Origin of the sequence: Nocardia sp. CA-120079 (assembly GCF_050955745.1) — a bacterium.
Lineage (GTDB): Bacteria > Actinomycetota > Actinomycetes > Mycobacteriales > Mycobacteriaceae > Nocardia.
Genome location: NZ_CP192088.1, coordinates 8,943,491 through 8,958,821 on the forward strand (window position 1 = coordinate 8,943,491; position 15,331 = coordinate 8,958,821).

The following is a 15,331-nucleotide window of genomic DNA, read 5'->3' on the forward strand; positions in this document are numbered from 1 at the left end:
CTCCCTTGGGTGTCCTCCCGATTGAGCGTCGAAGAACGACGGGCCCACCTTATCGAGGCAGCCATCGGCCTTGCCGAGAAAAAGGGCGTCGCGGGCGTGACCACGCGCGATGTCGCTCAGGCAGCCGGTGTTTCGCTCGGTGTGGTGCATTACTGTTTCGAAAACAAGGACGCGCTGATGACCGAGCTGGTCAAGGCGTTGTCGATGGAATTACGCGATTCCGTCGATGCCAACGAAACAGTTTGGCAAGACGTCGGAAGTGGAAAAGAAGCGCTTCAAAAATTGGTGCGCGCCGGGCTCGAACTGATGTGGCTCAACATTGAAGCAACACCGGAACGACAACTGCTCACATACGAAACCACGACATATGCGCTACGCGAAGGGGAATCGACTCCCGCGAAACTCGCGATAGCGCGCGAACAGTACGCATTCAACGACACGACGGTCGCCGACATCCTCGACCATGCCCGCGATGCCACCGGTTGCCGGTGGTCCGTGCCGGTGCCGACGCTGAGCCGCTTCACCTTGAATGTGATCGACGGTGTCGTGCTGCGCTGGTTGGTCGACAACGACAGCGAAAGTGTGCGCGGGCAACTGGATCTGCTCAGCGAGATGGTTGCGAACTACGCGGTGTAATTCGGCCGGGCAGCTATGTAGCTGTAGTCAGGCCGGATGGTGCGGGGTTCGGATGTGGGTGGTTGCGCCGTCGCGCCACCAGGGAACCGAGACGGTGGCTTCCAGGGCACCGCGCAGGCGGATCTGGAGATCGTCGTGGAGCACCAGCTCGCCTTGTACATCGGGCAGGATGAACAGTTGGCGGAGAACGATTCCCAGTGGTTCGGCGGACCACGTGGTACGGCGGCCCTGGCTCATCACCTCGGCCGTGATCACATCGGAGACCATGGGTAGATCGAGCAAGGTCGCGAGGGCGGGCGCGGTAGCGCAATCGCCTGCTACCAGGTGATCCACGGGAACAGCGAGGCCGAACCACGGCTGGTCGAGTACCCAGGCGTCGTTGGGGTCGACGACTGCCGAGGAGAGGGCGCGCACGCGCTCGGGGAGCTCGAGTTCGGTCAGGTCGAGGTGAGCCACGGCGGCGGCGAGGCGGGCGTGGGTTCGGGAAACCACATCGGGTGTAGGGGTTTTCGATGGGTCGGCGAGGGCGTCCAGTAGTGCGGCGGCCAGTTCCTGGGTGATGGCATTCGGGTTCGCCAGAACTGCATGTAAGGCTTCGGAATCCAGGTCGGAAAGTTCGAATTCAGGGAGTAGGCCGGCGAATTCGGTATCGGCGGGGTGACGGAGCAGACCGAGAGGGGTTCGGTCTATGCGCGCATGTCTGCGCAACCACCAGGTCGTGTAGCCGTCGGGATCGGTGAGCAGTTCGCGGGTGCGCGGAGTGGACGCCAACTGCCGCAACGCCTCTGGCCAGCAGGACTCTTCGACGAGGTCCAGGTCGCGGACGGCGGCCAGTTCCGGCGGATCCTCGGGCAGGTCCGACCACCAGCGCTCCTCGTCGTCCAGGTGGTGATCGGGGCCGGTGGGATCGGTTTCGACGACAATGCTGAAATCCCAGCCGACGCCCACCGCACGCAGCGCCTCGGCGCCGTAGCGGTCCACCAGATCCGTCGCGACAGTGCCGAACGGCGAATCGGGCACCAGCAATGTGCTCAGCGGTGCGTCGGGGAGCAGCAATTCGTCGGCGGGGAGCAATTCCCCAGTAGTGTCGGGTAATTCGAGGAGGCCGAGCCAAGACGGGAGTGCCGACGGATCCGCATGTGCGGCGAGGCGCAGCACGGCATCGGTGGTGTCGGGATCGCCCGGCTGATCCTCCAGTTCCGCGCGTAATCCGGGATCGCTCAACAGATCCTCGGCGGTGGCCGAACGTGCGCCGAGTCGCGCGAGGAGTGGATGCACTGCCTCGGGGTGCACCAGACGCGCCCAGTGCACCGGTATGGCGAAATCCAGCTGGTCATCCAAAACTGCTGTGCGCGGGCCGGTTACCAGCCGGCCGTCCGCCAGCGGCACCGCGAGCGCGCCGAGTTCTTCAGCGGCCAACGGATCGACCACGTACGGCTCCAACGCCGTGTACAGCGAATGCCACCACTTCGGGGATCGCTCGAGCCCGGCCGAAAGTTCCGCCAACCGAGCAAGTCCCAGTCTGTGCACATCCAGCACAGCCAGCGCCTCGCTGTGTGCGCGCCCCGACAACTCGGGTACTACCAGCGGTCCGACGATGTCATCGAGCAGGTCGGCCAATTCCCGATTCAGGCCGGTGAATACGCTCGCTCGCGTTGGCACTGCGTGTCTTGTCCGGGACGCGGACGAGCGCGCGTCGCCGGGAAGGTCTGCGGCGGTCCAGTCGTCAGTGCCGAGCTCGGCAGCGCTCTCAGCGGCCGTGCGCACCGAAAAGGCTTGGTCAGCAACGGCTGACCGGGTACCGGCCGACGCCGACTGTGCGGCGGTTTCGCCAGAGGCTTCCGAGCGGGTCGTGACGACCGGGAGCCAGGGGTGAGTCTGCAGTTCCCGAATCAGGGCCTCGCGCAGGATGCCGTCGACCTCGCTGCGCGCGAAGCCCGGGGTGGGAACCAGGACGAGTCGATCGCGCGGCGGGAGTGCGCGGGCGAAATCGGCATAACCCTGCGCGAATTCGGCAAGGCGAGCACCGGGGAGGACGCGGCGGCGGTCCGGCTGCATCGGTATGTCGGCTATCAGGAGAGCTGGTAGCGACAGCTCCTCGTCGGATCGCGTCGGTGCGCGCAGCACATCATGCGCAGCGGACACCGGCCTGCCATCTTGCAGCGGCAGCAACCAGCGCGCCCGCGCAGTCCGGTACTCCCACCAAACCCGTCGCTGCGATCCGGGGCCATCGATGCGCAACTCCCTGAGCCCTGTCCCTGCGGATCGGCCGCTGCTCGGGTCGGTATGGCCGCGAGTTGGGGTCGCGAGGGTGTCTCCAAGGCCGTCTGGCACGCCTTGGCGACTGTGCGGATGCGAAGCGCCGCCGCCGAAATCCTCGCTGACGTGTGCGGGGTGGGGATCTTCGTGCTCGCGCTGGTGCAGACCTTCGGTGGGCAGATCGGTGACCGTGCTGGTGATCTCGTCGTCGCCGATTCGGATGCTCTGCAGGGCGGGCAGTTCCAGGAGGAGGTCGACGGCTTCGGCGCGCATTGCGGCGAGTAGGGATCGGGGGTCGATGTCGGGGTGCAGGCGCAGGACGATCTCGGTGTCTGCGTCTGGTGGCGGGGTGGCGTCGGTCGGCCAGGCCAGGCGGAGGACGGGTGGGCTGAAGGCTTCGGCCGGCTCTGGGACGGTGATCGCGTTGTCGCGCAGGGCTTTCCAGGTGAGATCGTGGGAGAACCGGATGGAGCCGGTGGTCGATCGGACCTCGATCTCTTCGCTTACCGTGCGTACGGCGGTGAAGCCGACGCCGAAGCGGCCGACGTTTGCGGCCGGATCCGCCTTGCCGGAAGCACGCAGCGCGGTCAGCGCGTGCACGCCCGAAAGATCCAGCGGTGCACCGGTATTCGAAATGTGCACGGCGCCGTCGACGAGACGCACCACCACTCGGCCCGCGACACCGGCCTTGGCCGCCGCATCCGCGGCATTCTGCGCCAATTCGGTCAGCAGCCGATCCCGGTACCCCGCCCGCACCAGATCCGCCTCGGTCGCCGCATCCTCCCGCAACCGAGTAGGCGAATCACGCCAAGCCGCAAGCACCCCCGCCCGCAGCCCCGACGTCCCGAACGGATCCGCCGCAGATACCGCGCTCACCCCTGCAGCGATGACCCGAACTCCGGCCGAGCCGCAGCCCCGGGCCCACTCCCACCCGCACCGTCAGCAGCTTGGTCACCGGCTCCGGCGACCCCGCCGTCAGCGTCTGTGTGCCCACAGTCAGCGTCCGCTACCGCACCGTCGGCATCGGCCGCCTCGCCACGAACGGCAGAGGCCCCGCCATCAGAGTCCGCAGTCGAACTGTCAGCGCCGGTGCCCTCGCGCTCGGCACCAACAGTCTCGCTGCCGGCATGCGCAACGCCACCGCCGATGTCCGCACTCGCACTGCCAACATCGGCGTCCTCGTCATCAACGCCCGTGGTCTCGCTGCGAGCATGAGCAACGCCACCAGCATCCCCGCCGACAGAGTCGACAGACGCGCCATCAGCACCGGCAGTCTCACCGTCAGCGTGAGCAGCGCCACCGTCGATGTCCGCATCCCGACTGACAGAGTCGACAGACGCGCCATCAGCACCCGCCGTCGCTCCGTCAGCGTGAGCAACGCCACCATCGACACCCGCATCCCCGCCGACAGACGCGCCATCAGCACCGGCAGTCTCACCGTCAGCGTGAGCAACGCCGCCATCGACGTTCGCACTCGCACTTCCTGCGCTGGCCACCTCGTCGTCAGCGCCCACTGCGTCGGCGTCGGCATCGAGAGCGCCACGATCAGCGTCGGCACTCACGCCGTGCGCGTCGGCCGCCTCGCCTCGAACGGAGGAAGCTTCGTCATCTGGAACTTCAGCTTCGCCTACGAAGTCTGCCGCCGCACCGGCCGCGCCTGCACCCGATTCCGGCCGCGGCACAGCGCCTTCAATGCCCGGTTCGATCACTGCGGCTTCAGCTTCGGCCGTCGCATCGACAACCGGCTCAGCCACGCGGTCGACGTCGGATGCCAGAGCGCCACCCGAACCTTCGGACACGGCCTCGCCGACGCTCGACTCACCCGCAGCGACGCCACCTTCTGCACCAATGGCCAACGCCCCGTGAATCGCCGCACCGACGGCATCACCGACCTCGGTCGGCCCGGTCGCGAAACCAGCATCCGATTCCGGCTGCGGCACAGCAGCTTCAGCATCCGGCTCGACCACGACGGCACCGGCCGCTGCGCCGACCCCCGACCCCGGCTGCGACATGCTCACGTCAGCACTCGACTCAACCGCGGCGTCGTCGCCCGCCACAACCTCGGCAGGAACCGCCACGCCACTCCCGGCAATCGCACCAGACGCGACCTCAGCGCCCGATTCCGGCTGCGACGCGGCCACTCCGGTGCTCGACTCAGCTGCAGTATCCGGCAGGTGCGCAGCGTCCGACTCGACGGCGCTGGGCGACTGGCTGCCGAAAGGCGAAGCAGCAGCGCCGGGCTCCGGGAAGGTCGGCTCAGCAATTGCCGCAGTCCGAGTTGCGGTAGCCGCATCATCTGCCTCGGTGCCGACACTCGGTGCCGCAGCATCCTCGCCGACCGCCGAATCGGGCTCAGTCAGCGAGTCGGCTGTCAGATTTACAGCAGCGTCACTGGGCTCGCTGACCCCGCTCGGCGCGATGGCATCGTGCGCGGCGACCGTATTCGATTCAACCGCAACATCATCCGACGCGGCGACAGCACTCGATTCGACAGCGCTGGGCGACGCGGCCGCGACATCACTCGACGCACCACCGCCTGGCTCGACGGTCGACTCGACAACATCGCCCGTCAGACCTTCAGCAGCCTCGGTGCTGGGCTCGCTGTCCACACCACCTGCGGAGAAATCGACCGCAGCATTCGGCTCGGCGGCGACATCATCGGACGGGAGAGCATTCGGCTCCACCGCGCTGGGCGACTCAGCCGCGACATCACTCGACGTAGCACCGCCTGGCTCGACCGAAGTCGGCTCAGCGGCCTCACCTGTCAGATCTTCGGTGGCCTCGGCATCGGCCTGACTGTCCGCGCCAGGCACCGAGACATCGTGCGCGACCGACGCATTCGGCTCAGCCGTGACATCATCCGACGAGATGGCAGCCGACTCCACTGAGCTGGTCGCAACATCGCCCACCGCTGCCTCGCCCGGCTGGGCCGCAGTATCGGATGCGCCACGATCGCTCGGCTCGACCGTGGCCGGTTCGGCCGCGATCGCAGCATCACTGATGCCCGGCGCGGTGGAAGACTCACCCTCGGTGGTCACCGCGTCAGGTGCGGCGGGCTTGCGCAACGCCTCGACCGGGATCACGTCGAACGCCGCGTCGTCGAACGCCTCGTACAGCGGCGATCCGCCGCCGGTGGGGACTTCTACGTCGGAGTGCGCGCCGCAGCCGTATTCGGCGTGGACTACGTGGCCGTCGGCGCCCATGGCGTTGCCGCAGACGCCGAAGGCGGAGCGGAGGGCGCCGGCCAGGGGGAGGTAGAAGCCGCAGCGGCCGCAGGTGGATGGGGCGGCCTTCGCCATATCGGTTTCAGGGCCGTATTCGGAGTACCAGCGTTCGGCGGCTTCTTCGCGACCCTCGCGACTGAGCACCTTGGTGCGGCCCAGGCCGATTTCCAGGGCAACCTCGTCGACGGCCGGATCGCCGCTCGCGACGTAGCCGGGCACCAGCCGGGGATCATCAGCAGGCGGGGCGAGCAGGTCGCCGGGCGCCAGATCGCCGGGGCGGACGCGCTGCTCCCACGGGACGAAATCGGGTGCGACCAGTGCGTCCGGACCGGGCAGCAGCGCCGATTCGCTCACCGTCGCGTACTGCGCGTCCGGCGGGGCGGCCACCACGACCGCCCACTGCCAGCCGCGATAACCGGGCAGGGTGGCCTCGAACCGGTGGGTTGCCGCGGCCTCGTCCTCGGCGGCGACACCGATATGCGCACCGACGCCGGTCGGCTCCAGCTCCAGGAGCGCACGGCGGGCCACGTCGACGGCATCGGCAAGGATCGGCCGCACGCCGGACTGCGAAACAGATACTGCGCTCACGGCCTACATTTTGCCGTATGGAGCGCAATCGGCGTTCGTTGGCCGTCGTTGTCCTGGTCAGCCTGCTCGGAATCACCGGGTGCGGCGGCTCCGACGACGATCCGCCGCGACTGCACATCGAGGTGGTCGGCACCCGTCCACACGATCCACGGGCGTTTACCGAGGGTCTGGAGGTCGACGGAACCGTGCTCTACGAAGCCACCGGCATGCCGGGCGCGTCGGGCGTGCGCGCGACCGATCTGACTACCGGCCACGAACTGACCAGAGCCGAACTGACCGCGCCCTACTTCGGCGAGGGCGTCACCAAAGCCGGTGCCACCCTCTGGCAGCTCACCTGGAAGGACCGGATCGCGATCGCCCGCGATCCGGCGACATTGGCCGAACACGCCAGGGCGTCCTACGAGGGCGAGGGCTGGGGGCTGTGCACCCGCGCGGGCGAATTGGTGATGAGCAACGGCACCGACACCCTCACCTTCCGCGATCCGCTCACCTTCGCCGTGACCGGCACGGTAACCCTCACCACCCGAAACCGCGCCCACCTCAACGAACTCGATTGCGCCGCCGATGGTTCCGTCTACGCCAATTCCTATCCCACCGACGAGATCCTGCACATCGATCCCGAAACCGGCCGCGTCCTCGCGGTCATCGACGCGAGCGGACTGCTGCCCGCGACCGTGCGCGCGCGCACCGATGTGCTCAACGGAATCGCGCAACTGCCCGGCACGGACCGCTTCCTGATCACGGGCAAATACTGGCCGACCATCTTCGAGGTCCGATTCGTACCGGACTGAGCGAGCCAAGCCACCTTTCCGGACGGCTTGGAGCGGCAATTGAACCCAAGTCGGCGATGTACGACAGAATTGAGGTTGTGACTACTCCCCGCGATCCCTCCGGTTCCGACCGCGGTCCGTGGGATGGCGAGGAGTCCCCACCGATCCAGCGTCACCCCGGTTACGACCGCTACCCGCCACCCCACACCCCGCCCCGGCGGTCCTCGCTACCGCCCCTCTCGCCCGAAACGCCGCAACGCCGCGAACCCCCGCCGACCAAGCCGCTGCCCGGTGGATCCGCGAAACCGGAAGACCCGCCGCAGCCCGAATTCCCGGCCGAGCCCCCGCGCGTTCCACGCAAGCTGACCGTCACCCGGGTCGCCGCCATGCGCGGCCGTGAACTCACCTCCCGCGGCGTCGCCACCTTCCAGCGCGCCGCCAAGGCCGACGGCGCCGACAAATCCGGCCTCACCGCGCTGACCTACGCCACGATGGCGAACTTCGCCTTGGACGCCGCGATCGCGGTGGCTTTGGCCAACACGCTGTTCTTCGCCAGCGCGACCGCGGAGAGCAAAACCAAAGTCGCGCTGTACCTATTGATCACCATCGCCCCGTTCGCGGTGATCGCCCCGCTCATCGGACCGATGCTGGACCGACTACAGCGCGGCCGCCGCCTCGCCCTCGCCACCTCCTTCGCCCTGCGCGTGGTGGTCGCGGTGGTGCTGATCATCGCCTTCGACAGCTGGGCGCTGTATCCGCTCGCCCTGTGCATGATGATCGGCAGTAAATCGTTCTCGGTGCTCAAGAGCGCGGTGACGCCGCGTGTGCTGCCACCCGAAATCGATTTGGTGCGCACCAACTCTCGGCTCACCGTGTTCGGTCTGGTCGGCGGCACCATCGGCGCGGGCGCGGTCGCCGCACTCGCCGCCGCGATCGCCGGTTCCAATGGCGCACTGGTGCTGGCCGCCGCGATCGCGATCGCGGGAACTTTCCTGAGCCTGCGCATCCCACGTTGGGTCGAGGTCACCGAGGGTGAGGTTCCCGCGACCCTCAGCTATCACGCGAAAACCGAAGTGTTCAGTCCGGCAACCGAAGCCACGGTTCCGCCGCGCAAGCGCAGGCAGCCACTGGGCCGCGCCGTCGTGACCGGACTGTGGGGCAATGGCGCCATTCGCATCTTGACCGGCTTCCTGACGTTCTATGTGGCCTTCGTCGCCAAGGCGACCGAACACGGTGGCTGGCAGCAGGCCGCCATGCTCGGCGTGGTCGGCGTGGCCGCGGCGATCGGCAATTTCGCCGGCAATGCGACCGGCGCCCGGATCAAACTCGGTAAGCCGTCACTGATCGTGTTGGGCTGCACCGCGGCCTGCTGCGCGGTCGCCCTGCTCGCGGTCTTCCTCGACAATCTGCTCGGCGCCGCATTGGCCACCCTGGTCGCGGCGGGTGCGAGCGCACTGGCGAAGGTGTCGCTGGACGCCTCCATCCAGGACGATCTGCCGCCGGAATCGATCGCGTCCGGCTTCGGCCGGTCCGAGACCGTACTGCAGCTCAGCTGGGTTCTGGGCGGCGCGGCGGGCGTGCTGATGCCGACCACCTACTGGCAGGGTTTCGCGTTCATCTCCGCGGTCCTGCTGTTCGGGCTGCTGCAGACCTTCATCAGCGACCGCGGCCACTCCCTGCTGCCCGGCCTCGGCGGCCACCGCCCAGAACATGCCGAGCAGGCGGTCGCGACAACCCGACACGCCGATGCCGACCGAGCCGCACAACGTGGCAAGGAGCGCGGTGGCGACACTAAGCACATGCAACGAGGCACAGGAGACCCGATCTGGTGAACAAGCTCAGTACCCGCACCGTCGTCGCGCTATGCGTGGCGGCCCTACTGGTGTTCACCGTCGCCTTCGTCGGCGTGTTGACGGTGTTCGTCCGCAACGCGGACCACCCCGACCCGACCGTCACCGCATACGCGCACGGCAAGACCGTCACGGTGTCCCCATTCCTGTACTGCACAGTGAAAATGGAGAACTGCAAGTACGGCGAGACCGTCACCCTGGACGTCCCCGCCGGATACCCGCTGCAGCTGTCACTGCCGAAGAAGATCGCCGACGCGCCCTGGCTGGCGCAGCTGGTCTACGCCATGCCGACCGGCGAGAAGGTGGACCGGGTGGTGAGCCGCAACGACTATCCCGAGGGCGCACTCGCCGTCACCATCGATTCGAAGCCGGAGCCCGAATTGCGGCTCGTCGGTATCGAATTGCAGCTGCCGATCCTCGCGCGCGACGAGACCGGCCGCGAGTTCTACGTCCCGCACGCGGCCTGGTCGATCAGCACCTCGCCGTAGCGACTGCTTGCAGGTCGCTCGAAAAGGTCGGCAGCGACTGCTTGCAGGTCGCTCGAAAAGGTCGGCAGCGACTGCTTGCAGGTCGCTCGAAAAGGTCCGTAGCGACTGCTTGCAGGTCGCTCGAAAAGGTCGGCCCTGAAAACGATTCGCGCGCTGCCCGGTAGGCCGGGCAGCGCGCGTAATTCGTTATCCGCGAACGTCAGTGATCGAGTTCGCGCGCGACCGCCCGCACCACTTCCGAAATGCGCTGAGCCGTCTTGCGATCCGGGTACCTGCCCTTGCGCAGATCGGGCTGCACCTTGGCCTCGAGCAGGGTGATCATGTCCTCGACCATCCCGTGCAGCTCGTCCGGCGTGTGCTTGCGCGCGGCCGGCTCCTTGTGTGCATTGCGATCGCGCTCCTGGCCCTGACGGACCGAGGGCGGCGATTCGAGTACCTTCAGACTCAGCGCCTGCGGGCCACGGCGACCGGCGGCCATGCCGAATTCGACCCGCTGGCCCGGCTTGAGCCCATCGACGCCGTCGGGCAGCGCGGACGAACGGACATAGACATCCTCACCCTCGTCCTGGGAAAGGAAGCCGAAGCCCTTTTCGACGTCGTACCACTTCACCCTGCCGGTCGGCACTGCACTCACCCGTTCGTCATCGAAACTCGGACCCCACTGGCCCGAGCACATCCGTCTGCCCAGGTGCTCGTCCGGCATACCGCCTCGGACAGCTCCTGTCAGTTTGCGAAAAGAACGCGCCCCACAGCTGTGCAGGACGCGATTGACACAGAGTCTACCCCGGTGCGAATAACGCAAGCACATCAGTTTTACGGTCGAGCAGTGACGAACCCATCCGCGCCACCGCCTCCGAGCCGCTCACCGCGCCGCGCCGGCGACCGGTTGCTGTACGTGGCACTCGGTCTGTTCGCGATCGGCTTGCTTGCGATCGTCGCCATATTTCTGACGCCGGTCCTCAGCGATTCCGACCCGGGCCTGTGGCTGTATCTGCTGGCGATGTTGGCGCCGCTCGGCTTCCTCTGCGCGATCGTTTTCGCACTGTGGTCCGGCCGACGATCGCGGTAAACCGGTTACCCCTGCTAATCGTTACCGAACCGCCAGTGTGATCCTCATCACATAACGGCGCGATAACGGAGCGGTAGTCGCCTGTGACCGGCCCGCCCGCACCATGTCTCAGCTGCGCGGAAGCTTCTCCGCCGCAATCGATACCGGTCCGAGATCCGCGCGGACCCGCCGGTTACCAAATAGTGATTTTTCGCGCCGATCGTCGTACGGTCTTACCCAGCCGGGACAACCGGCAACCACCGGCCCGCCGCATCAAGCCTCACCCCGCGGGTACCGGACCCCAACGGAAGCAGGGGTGGGGGCGGGACGGACGACCTCTCAGTCCGGACCACGTGCAGATGCGTACGAGAGGCAGAAGAACCCGATATGAGTGGACGCCATCGCAAGCCAACCTCCACCGGGCGCACCGTAGCCAAGGTCGCCGTCACCGGCGCGATCATCGGCACCGCAGGTGTGGCTCTCGCTGGAAACGCCAGCGCGGCACCCGACCAGGATTGGGATCGCCTCGCGCAGTGCGAGGCCGGAGGCAACTGGGGCATCAACACCGGCAACGGTTTCCAGGGCGGACTGCAGTTCTCCCCCTCCACCTGGAATGCTCACGGCGGCGGCGAATACGCCGCGACCGCCAACCAGGCCACCCGCGAACAGCAGATCGCGGTCGCCGAGAAGGTCCTCGCCAGCCAGGGCTGGGGCGCTTGGCCCTCGTGCTCGTCCTCGCTCGGCCTGAGCAGCGGATCCACCCCGCGCACCGCCCCCTCCTCCACCGAGACCCCGCGCTGGAACCCGGCCCCCGCAGCTCCCGAGCAGGCCGTCGCCGACCCCAGCCAGCAGGTGTTCGACGCGATCGACCGCGCCGTCGCCGTCGTGCAGGGCCAGGGTGTGCAGATCCCGCAGGAAGCCCTCGATTTCTTCAATGCCGCCAAGGGCACTCAGCTCGACCCGGCAGTCGTGAGCTTCTACGAGGCGAACAAGGGCGTGCTGCCCTCCTGAGTCGTCACAAAACGCAGACCATACGAAGAAGGTCCCCGCATCATTGATGCGGGGACCTTCTTCGTATCCGCGGGTTTTCCGTCCGGTTACCGAGCGATGTGCCGCTCAGCGGTTGATCACCGTATTCGGGTGCATGTACGGCAGCTGATCGGCCGGGAGCGGAAACTCGGTGTCCTCACCGAACGGCGAGAGCCCACCGGAACGAGTCGACGACAGTTCGGTGACCGCATGGCCACCGTCCTCCACCGAGGGCCAGCCATGGTCGACATAGGGTTTCTTCGATTTGTTCACCACGACCACATTGTGGCATGCGAGCGACCCGCCAGCACTCCGCCCTCCGCTGCTGCCGACGCCCGGCCACGGATAAAGCGACATCAACTAGGCTGACAAAATCGACAATATTCGGACTGCGACGCAACGATTGATCTCGAGAGCACATGGGTAACTTGTCGGGGACGCCCAAAGCCGGACCGGGCACACCACCGTCGGCCCGCGACGGCAGTCACGCGAAACTCACGACCGGCAAACGGTCCGGGGAGGCGGGGAAGCCTGCGACCGAATCCCTGGCCGGGTGGCTCGCGGCCCGCAGCGATGCGCAGCTGGTGGCCCTGCTCGAACTCCGGCCCGATCTGGCCGTGCCATTGCCCTCCTCCATGGCGGTGCTCGCGGCCCGCGCCGAGCAGCGCGCTTCGGTCCTGCGTGCCACCGATGACCTGGACACACTCGAGTTCGCGATCGTGGAAACCCTTGCGGTGCATCGGGCGACGGGTTCGGGCGGAACGCCGATGAGTCGCAAGGCATTGCGCGTGCAGTTGAAAGATCGGGTCAAGGTCGCGGCGATCGATGCCGCGCTGGCCCGCCTATCCGATCGCGCGCTGGTCTGGAACGTCGGTGACGACCTACATCTGATCCCGGCCACCGCCGAGGCGCTGCCGTGGCCGATCGGCAGCACAACCGAAATTCCGGATGCGCTGACCGAGCCCGAGGTGTCAGCGGCCCTCGCGGCCGCCTCCCCCGCCGAACGTGCGCTGCTGGACAAGCTGGCCACCACGGGCCCGCGCGGACGCACCAGGGACGCGGCTCCGGGCACGCCGGCCGACCGCCCGATCCAGCAACTGCTCGGCCGCCGATTGCTGCACTGGATCGACGAGGAGACCGTCGAGCTCCCGGTCACCGTCGGCCAGGTGCTGCGCCGGGAGCCGGTGACCCACCCGCACGCGCTGAAACCGCCGGAGCCGACACCGACGAAGCACAGCCCCACCGAAGTGAATGCGGTCGCGGCGGGCGAAGTGGGCGAGCTGCTGCGGCACTGTGCCGACATTCTGGAGGCGCTCGGCCAGGCGCCCGCGCCCGCATTGCGCGCGGGTGGTCTCGGAGTGCGGGAATTGCGCCGCATCGCCAAACAGACCGGTATCGACGAGCCGCGCGCCGGACTGCTCGTGGAACTGCTCGCCGCCGCCAAACTCATCGAGAAGGGTATGCCGGACCCGCCGCCGGAATTCGACGCCACCGACGACTTCTGGGCACCGACACCGGCCGCCGACGGCTGGCGCGACGCACCGCCCGCGCGCCGCTGGGTGGCGCTGGCACAGGCCTGGCTGGACCTGGACCGCATGCCGTGGATGATCGGCATGCGCGACGCCAATGACAAACCGCTGGCGGCATTGGCGATCGAACTGCGCACCCCACACGCGCCGCGCGACCGTCGCATCATGCTGAATCTGCTCGCCGAATATCCGACCGGCACCGCACTGGTCCCCACCGATATCGGCCGACTGCTGGCCTGGCGGCAACCGCGGTGGCGCAGGCACTTTCGCGCCGAGGCGGTCGAGCACACGCTGGACGAGGCGGCGACGCTCGGTTTCATCGGACGCGGCGCGCTCGCCTCACCTGCGCGAGCCTTGCTGCACGACTCGCCGACCAGCGCGTCCGATGCCGAGGCCGAGATGGAATCTGCGCTGCCCGAGCCCATCGATCATGTGCTGGTCCAAGCGGATCTGACCGTCATCGCGCCCGGTCCACTGACGCCGGAGCTACAGGGCCGGGTGGCACTAGTGGCCGATATCGAATCCGCGGGTGCGGCAACGGTTTACCGGATCAGTGACACATCGGTGCGACGTGCGCTCGATGCCGGGATGACCGCGGCCGAACTGCATACGCTGTTCACCACGCATTCGCGCACACCGATCCCGCAGTCGCTGACCTATCTGATCGATGACGTCGCGCGCAGGCACGGCCAGTTGCGGGCCGGTATGGCGCAGTCGTTCATACGCAGTGACGATCCGGCACTGCTCGCTCAGGTGCTGAGCTCGCCGGTGGCGAGCGAACTCGCGCTGCGGGCCATCGCCCCCACCGTCGCCATCGCCCAGGCTCCGCTCGGCGAATTGCTCGAGCGATTGCGCGCGGCCGGATTCGCCCCGGCCGGTGAGGATTCCGCCGGCACCATTGTCGATCTGCGCCCGCGCGGCGCCCGGATCGCGGTGCGTCCGCATGCCAGGCAGCCGTATCGCCCGACGCCGCCGAGCACCGAACAGCTGACTCTGCTCGTCGCGGAGCTGCGTGCGGGTGATCGGGCCGCCAGCGCCCGCAACGGCCAGGCGGTGCGCCCCGACGGCACCAGAACGAGTACCGCCGCAACCCTGGCGCTGCTGCAATTGGCGGCGCGGGTGCGGCGGTCGGTCAATATCGGTTATGTCGACGCCCAGGGCGTCGCGTCCCAGCGCGTGGTCGAACCGTTGAAGGTCGGCAACGGCCAGCTCGACGCACTGGACCCGGTGACCGGCGCGATCCGGCATTTCACCTTGCACCGGATCGCGTCGGTCGCACTACTCGAGTAATCAGCCCTTGGCTGCGCCGAGGCAGAAGGTTACCTTCGGGTCCGGGACGGTCACGAAGCTGGTCGCGTCGGCGCCACACTGCAATTCGTCGGCCTGACCGTCGATGCGCTGCACCACCTTGAACGTGGCTTCGGGAGAGGAGCAGTCCACGTACTTGTACGGGTTCGTGCCGACGTCGGCGTAGCAGCTGCCCTGCTTGAAGTTCGGCGCGAGGCACATGTAGGCCTGGCCGCCACTGACCAGATCCTCGGTGTAGGTGGTGTATTCGGCCGCGCATTCGATCTTCTTGTCCGCGGTCTGGAATACCTTGTAAACCGCCTTCGGCGACGAGCAGTCGACCGGCTCGGACTTGGTGGCCGATGACGAACTGTCGGTGACGTTGATGCAATCACCGACCTTCGCCTTGGCGGTGTCGGACTTGCTTGCATTGTCGAGCGCCGAACAACCGGTCACCACGGCCACCAATGCGCCCACCGCCAGGAGGGCGAGCACAATGCGTGCCAGCAGCCTCATTCCTGGGAACTTCAACGTGAAACCCTCTCTCACCGAACGTGTTCACGACAGATGTGAACGCGGTGAGGATACCGTCACGGTCGCCCGAACCGCATCAGCAGTTCGGA

At 67.4% G+C, this 15,331-nt stretch carries 12 protein-coding genes; 7 read left to right on the forward strand and 5 right to left on the reverse strand.

Going from position 1 to position 15,331, the window contains the following annotated elements; genetic code table 11:
* The first annotated feature begins 21 nt into the window (after positions 1-21).
* Positions 22-636 (forward strand): TetR/AcrR family transcriptional regulator, encoded by a 615-nt coding sequence (locus ACQPYR_RS40395; RefSeq protein ID WP_387286241.1) that lies wholly within the window; start codon positions 22-24, stop codon positions 634-636.
* A gap of 27 nt (positions 637-663) precedes the next feature.
* On the opposite strand, the gene ACQPYR_RS40400 is transcribed toward ACQPYR_RS40395, so the two are convergent.
* Together ACQPYR_RS40400 and ACQPYR_RS40405 are read right to left on the reverse strand one after the other, a co-directional pair.
* Positions 664-3,771, reverse strand: a complete 3,108-nt coding sequence (locus ACQPYR_RS40400) for a sacsin N-terminal ATP-binding-like domain-containing protein (RefSeq protein WP_433624943.1) — start codon at positions 3,769-3,771, stop codon at positions 664-666.
* Positions 3,768-6,707, reverse strand: coding sequence for a DUF3027 domain-containing protein (locus ACQPYR_RS40405; protein ID WP_433624945.1), 2,940 nt, complete (start codon positions 6,705-6,707; stop codon positions 3,768-3,770). The genes ACQPYR_RS40400 and ACQPYR_RS40405 overlap by 4 nt, the downstream gene beginning before the upstream one ends.
* Before the next feature lie 17 nt (positions 6,708-6,724).
* Here ACQPYR_RS40405 and ACQPYR_RS40410 point away from each other — a divergent pair, with 17 nt between their 5' ends.
* The 3 genes from ACQPYR_RS40410 (at position 6,725) to ACQPYR_RS40420 (ending at position 9,815) form a co-directional block, all read left to right on the forward strand.
* Positions 6,725-7,498, forward strand: a complete 774-nt coding sequence (locus ACQPYR_RS40410) for a glutaminyl-peptide cyclotransferase (protein WP_433624947.1) — start codon at positions 6,725-6,727, stop codon at positions 7,496-7,498.
* Between the two features lie 77 nt (positions 7,499-7,575).
* Positions 7,576-9,309 carry an MFS transporter gene (locus tag ACQPYR_RS40415; RefSeq protein WP_433624949.1) on the forward strand — a complete coding sequence of 578 codons (1,734 nt, stop codon included), beginning with the start codon at positions 7,576-7,578 and terminating at the stop codon, positions 9,307-9,309.
* Positions 9,306-9,815, forward strand: a complete 510-nt coding sequence (locus tag ACQPYR_RS40420; RefSeq protein WP_433624951.1) for a DUF2771 domain-containing protein — start codon at positions 9,306-9,308, stop codon at positions 9,813-9,815. Before ACQPYR_RS40415 ends, ACQPYR_RS40420 begins: the two co-directional genes overlap by 4 nt.
* Before the next feature lie 199 nt (positions 9,816-10,014).
* On the opposite strand, the gene ACQPYR_RS40425 is transcribed toward ACQPYR_RS40420, so the two are convergent.
* Entirely contained in the window at positions 10,015-10,440 is a 426-nt protein-coding gene (locus ACQPYR_RS40425; protein ID WP_433635374.1) for a cold-shock protein, read from the reverse strand.
* Between the two features lie 201 nt (positions 10,441-10,641).
* Between ACQPYR_RS40425 and ACQPYR_RS40430 the strand changes: the two genes are divergently transcribed.
* Both ACQPYR_RS40430 and ACQPYR_RS40435 read left to right on the forward strand, forming a co-directional pair.
* The gene (locus ACQPYR_RS40430) at positions 10,642-10,884 is read left to right on the forward strand and encodes a hypothetical protein (RefSeq protein ID WP_387286249.1); all 243 of its coding nucleotides are present in this window, start codon (positions 10,642-10,644) and stop codon (positions 10,882-10,884) included.
* A gap of 366 nt (positions 10,885-11,250) precedes the next feature.
* Entirely contained in the window at positions 11,251-11,874 is a 624-nt protein-coding gene (locus ACQPYR_RS40435; protein WP_433624953.1) for a resuscitation-promoting factor Rpf1 domain-containing protein, read from the forward strand.
* Between the two features lie 105 nt (positions 11,875-11,979).
* Here ACQPYR_RS40435 and ACQPYR_RS40440 read toward each other — a convergent pair whose 3' ends face one another.
* A complete protein-coding gene (locus ACQPYR_RS40440) occupies positions 11,980-12,168 on the reverse strand; it encodes a hypothetical protein (protein WP_063044417.1) in 189 nt (62 codons plus the stop codon).
* Positions 12,169-12,311: 143 nt separating this feature from the next.
* Between ACQPYR_RS40440 and ACQPYR_RS40445 the strand changes: the two genes are divergently transcribed.
* Positions 12,312-14,711 carry a helicase-associated domain-containing protein gene (locus ACQPYR_RS40445; RefSeq protein WP_433624955.1) on the forward strand — a complete coding sequence of 800 codons (2,400 nt, stop codon included), beginning with the start codon at positions 12,312-12,314 and terminating at the stop codon, positions 14,709-14,711.
* Here ACQPYR_RS40445 and ACQPYR_RS40450 read toward each other — a convergent pair whose 3' ends face one another.
* Entirely contained in the window at positions 14,712-15,224 is a 513-nt protein-coding gene (locus tag ACQPYR_RS40450; protein ID WP_433624957.1) for an LppU/SCO3897 family protein, read from the reverse strand.
* Positions 15,225-15,331: the final 107 nt, after the last annotated feature.

What these genes read in the sequence shown, in the direction of transcription:
- ACQPYR_RS40450 (WP_433624957.1), bottom strand. Translation starts at nt 15,224, where the DNA reads ATGAGGCTGCTGGCACGCATTGTGCTCGCCCTCCTGGCGGTGGGCGCA.
- ACQPYR_RS40410 (WP_433624947.1), top strand. Translation starts at nt 6,725, where the DNA reads ATGGAGCGCAATCGGCGTTCGTTGGCCGTCGTTGTCCTGGTCAGCCTG.
- ACQPYR_RS40445 (WP_433624955.1), top strand. Translation starts at nt 12,312, where the DNA reads ATGGGTAACTTGTCGGGGACGCCCAAAGCCGGACCGGGCACACCACCG.
- ACQPYR_RS40435 (WP_433624953.1), top strand. Translation starts at nt 11,251, where the DNA reads ATGAGTGGACGCCATCGCAAGCCAACCTCCACCGGGCGCACCGTAGCC.